We start from the raw sequence: 4122 nt of genomic DNA on the forward strand, positions 1-4122 counted from the left end.
TTCTTATGGTGGGTAAGTTTCAGAGCGTATTCTATTGTATTTTCTTGTACCTTATTACACCTTACAACACGGCACTTGCATTGAACTTTAATATCTTACCATCCTTTTTTATATTTTACCTTATCTTGATGTATTTTCGCGTTTAGGCGGCATCATGGTGGAAGGCTAAGATATATAGAAAGAAACATATTACGTAGGATAAAACATTGTCGTAATTTGTCGAACGATAGTGTAACAAAAATGTAATAAACTAATGTAAGATAATGATGATAGAAAATTAAGGAGGAATAGGAAATGAAAAAACAATTATGGTCATTAGCTGCTATTGCATTATTGCTTGGAGCTTGTGGAGAAACAACTGTCGAAAAAGTAGAAACAGACACATCATCTGAAGAGGTTGCAGCTGAGGAAGAGGCAACTGAGGAAGAAGCCGCTCCAGAATTTTATAAAGTAGGTGACACTGTATCGGTAGACGGAGTGAACTTGACTATCACTTCAGCTTCATTCACTGATCCTGCAGAGTACTCTGAGGTAGAGAATGATAAAGTGCTTACTATAGAAGTGGACGTTGAAAACACGAATGATACAAGCTCATTGGTAGATAGCACAGACTTCTCTCTATACGATGCAGAAGGAAATCAAATGAGTGATTACTACAGCTATGACGAGATGCCAATTAGCACTGATCTAAATGCAGGAAAGAAAGCTAAAGGTAAATTGTACTTCGATGTAACTGATGGTACAACATACGAACTTATCTATGTTCCTTTCTTCTCGCTTGATGGAAAAGAAGTTAAATGGAATATTGAAGTTCAATAATAAAAATAAGCCCCTGCCGTTTCCGCGGTCAGGGGCTTTGCTGTGCGAGTTGATAGTGGGTGTGCGCACAGATAACTGTTTACATTTTATTGTAAAAAGTTATCTTGTACCACACTTATTTTAAATTCAACGCTCGCACAATCATAGCGGCGCCTTCCTTTCGGGTCATCGTATCGTTTGGTCGCTCTCCGGTAGTTATACCGTGCTTCTTGGCGATATCCCACTCTTTATCCAATTGTGTAGGTTGTTTTGGTTTTTCGTTTGCCACGGGTTTCGTCACCTCCGGTTGTGGTTTGACTGGTGCAGGGGCCGCCTTTTTCTTAAGCTTATGAAACTTAACAAGCCCCGCCGTGATGCCATCCGCTTGTGCTCGTAACCGATTTTCGTCACGCATGGCCACGATATCAATTCGGCTGTCCATATAACCACCCTCAGTCAAAATGGCAGGCATGTTGGACTCACGCAGCATGTGAAAGCCTTTTTCTTTAATCCCACGATCTTTAAGCTTAAATCTTTTTACGAGCTCAGGATGCACTGCCTTTGCTAACTCCATTCCTTTAACGCTACCAGGATAGATAAACGTCTCTGTACCTGTGTGCGTTCCCCATTTCCCTAGAAACGCATTGTGATGAATACTCACAAGGGAATCGGCGCCCCATGCGTTAGCGATATCTGTGCGCGTTTTTAAAGGTACATCCGTTTTCCCAGATGTATCATCAAGTCGTTTTGTCTCGACCCCTTCATAACCTTTTAGGTTATGGACGACCCAACGTGCTACCGTGTCGTTAAAATGCCACTCACGTTCGCCGTCTGGCGTTCGCTTGCCAGCTGTATTCATGCCGTGTCCGGCATCAATTGCAATCTTCACCATATCATTCGCCCTCTTTCTTGGTCTTGACCTGCACACCAGTAAGTTCTTCAACTACGACAGCTGCAGGCGGCTTTGTATTGTCTACTTCTTCATTCATGACCTTTAGTTTGTCTGCTAGACTTTTAGGTACAGGCACGCCGACCTCTGCTAAATTTTCAAGGATAGACACCGTCTCGTTATAAATGTAAAAGATTACAGCGGACGCTGCGACAAACCCGTTATAACCAAGTATTTGATCTACGATGTTCGCTGTGATGATGACCAGGAAAATCAAAATCTTTCTAGCGTAACCAAATAGACTCTTTCGCGACCAAAGATTCTGATTCTTGATGGCTTTAAATACTCCTGTAGCAATATCAATAATCATTAAGACGAACAACAAGTCTAAAAACTTCACTTGTCCAAACAGATAAAAACGCACTATTTCTAAATGCTCCAAATTGACACCCCCGGCCGATAATAGGTATTCCATAAACTTCTCTCCCTTTGTGTATAGATACACAGCAACTTGCTCAAATCCATAAAAAAGAGCACCCGCTTGGGATGCTCTTGTTCTCTTTATTCTCCTTCTGTCACTGGTGGCTGATAGTCTCCTGCTAGAAATTCCACTCCACTGTCTTTTAAGTGGCCATAGACCTGTGGTTTCAAAAGTGCCGGTACGTCCTCAAAAGCTGTTTTTCCCAAAATGACACGTTGTGCGAATAAAATACTCATCATGACTTCATCTCCTAGTAGTTTTATTGTTAGTGCGATTAATACCTGTTTCATCCTGAATAGACGATTGTGGCAAGTTCAACGATCAGTTCTTCTTGAAAGTCCTGTCGGTCATCGCCCGCTTTGACTTGTGCCTTCAATAGGTGGTTTTCATCCTCTAAAGCCTGCACTTTTTTCTCGAGATTCTGTTTTGCACGTTCTCCCGGGTCCTCCCAAGGTGCCGGTTCTGCATACTCTCCCTCTGGCTCCTGAGGCTCCTCTGCTGGGTCGTTCAACTGCAGTAAATATTTCGCCATGACGATCTCGATCTGCGTATCTGTCTCGATGTAGTCTGAAACAGACACGTATTCCGTTTCTTCGTCATAGTCTGGTGTGATGTGTACAATCTGTTTGGCGCCCGGATAGCTATGCGGCACATAGACCAAGCGTCCGTCCTGCAGTACCCCGTATTTTTGCTCTTGCATGGTCGCTCACCTTCCTTTTGCATTGTTTGATAGTTATGTGGGGCTTGATGTATTTGTGATAGAACAGGTAGCTGTCGCTCTTCTTGACCCACCCCCAATAGGAGATGACCGCGCACGCATCTTTGAACGTCAGGTGTCCTTTCTTGCGAATCTTTTGGACACGTCTGCGGATGCGCAAGGCGTTCCGTCGTCTCAGTGTCGTATGTGTCGGATAGAACCGGAATCCGAGGAAGTCGACTGGTCGACTCGCTGTCTTGAACACCTGCCAGTTCTCCTTGATGGTCAGCTCGAAATCTTCTAGGAAGCTCATGACCGCCTGTCGTACCCGATGCAGTTGGCGTTTGTTGCGTCCAAATAGTACCAAATCATCCACGTAGCGCACGTAATACATCACGCCTAGGGTTTGCTTGATAAAGTGGTCCAGACGCTCTAGGACGAAATTAGAGAACCACTGACTGGTGTAGAAACCAATCGGCAGCCCTTCCTCCTGGTCGATGATGGTATCAATCAACCATAGGCAGTCGTTGTCCTTCACCTTGCGTCGTACCTCGCGCTTCAAAATGTGCCCTTTCACACTCGGGTAGAACTTTTTGATGTCCATCTTCAGGCAGTATTTCGTGTTCTTGCGGTCCTTCGTCATCCACTTGCGCACAGCCTTCTGCCCGAACGATGTACCGCGCCCCGGAATGCTCCCGCAGTTGTAGTGGTACATGCCACGCATCATGACCGGTTCAAGAACCAACATGAGCGCCCACTGCACGATCTGGTCCGGATAATAGGCGGGCTTGTTGATGACACGCTCTTTCAGATTCGAGTTGTCGAAGATCTTCTTCTCTTCTGAGCGATAGGGTCTATAGGTCTTGTCGAGCAGCATCTGTTGTATCTTGTAGGCGTAGTACAGGTCGTTGTCGAGTATCTCCCGCACGCGCTTTTGGTTGCGTTTGCCCTCTGACGAGCGCCAGATGGCAAGGCGTATGTTTTCGATATCTGTAATCTTTTCAAATAGATGTCCGTGGCGTTTCAATGAGAGATGTCTCCTTCTTATTCGCTTTGGGGCGTTTCGACCGAGCTACTAAGCCCCACTCTTCGTGCGTATTTCGACCAAGGGGTCAGGACGACGAGGTTCATTGTCTTGCTTTGGGAGAAATAAGAATGCGAGCCCCGTTGTTCAGAGAAGCATTCGTAGACGAGTTATTCAGGTTCCAGTTGAACAGGCCATCATTCGCGCCATTATTCCAGTTACCACCCGAACAA

At 45.1% G+C, this 4122-nt stretch carries 6 protein-coding genes; 1 reads left to right on the forward strand and 5 read right to left on the reverse strand.

Annotated features, from left to right (window positions below; genetic code table 11):
* The first annotated feature begins 294 nt into the window (after nucleotides 1-294).
* On the forward strand, nucleotides 295-819 hold the full coding sequence (locus tag CF394_RS11225; RefSeq protein WP_094943740.1) for a DUF4352 domain-containing protein: 525 nt from the start codon (nucleotides 295-297) through the stop codon (nucleotides 817-819).
* Between the two features lie 115 nt (nucleotides 820-934).
* Here CF394_RS11225 and CF394_RS11230 read toward each other — a convergent pair whose 3' ends face one another.
* From CF394_RS11230 to CF394_RS11245, 5 genes are all read right to left on the reverse strand, one after another.
* A complete protein-coding gene (locus CF394_RS11230; RefSeq protein ID WP_094943742.1) occupies nucleotides 935-1690 on the reverse strand; it encodes an N-acetylmuramoyl-L-alanine amidase family protein in 756 nt (251 codons plus the stop codon).
* A gap of 1 nt (nucleotide 1691) precedes the next feature.
* Nucleotides 1692-2162 (reverse strand): phage holin family protein, encoded by a 471-nt coding sequence (locus tag CF394_RS11235; RefSeq protein ID WP_094943743.1) that lies wholly within the window; start codon nucleotides 2160-2162, stop codon nucleotides 1692-1694.
* 86 nt (nucleotides 2163-2248) lie between these two features.
* Nucleotides 2249-2407, reverse strand: a complete 159-nt coding sequence (locus CF394_RS15820) for a CD1375 family protein (protein WP_165767545.1) — start codon at nucleotides 2405-2407, stop codon at nucleotides 2249-2251.
* A 47-nt stretch (nucleotides 2408-2454) separates the two neighbouring features.
* The gene (locus CF394_RS11240) at nucleotides 2455-2868 is read right to left on the reverse strand and encodes a hypothetical protein (protein WP_133079828.1); all 414 of its coding nucleotides are present in this window, start codon (nucleotides 2866-2868) and stop codon (nucleotides 2455-2457) included.
* The gene (locus CF394_RS11245; RefSeq protein ID WP_094943746.1) at nucleotides 2810-3892 is read right to left on the reverse strand and encodes an RNA-directed DNA polymerase; all 1083 of its coding nucleotides are present in this window, start codon (nucleotides 3890-3892) and stop codon (nucleotides 2810-2812) included. The genes CF394_RS11240 and CF394_RS11245 overlap by 59 nt, the downstream gene beginning before the upstream one ends.
* Nucleotides 3893-4122 lie beyond the last annotated feature (230 nt).

It is taken from the genome of Tetzosporium hominis (assembly GCF_002265435.1).
Lineage (GTDB): Bacteria > Bacillota > Bacilli > Bacillales_A > Planococcaceae > Chryseomicrobium > Chryseomicrobium hominis.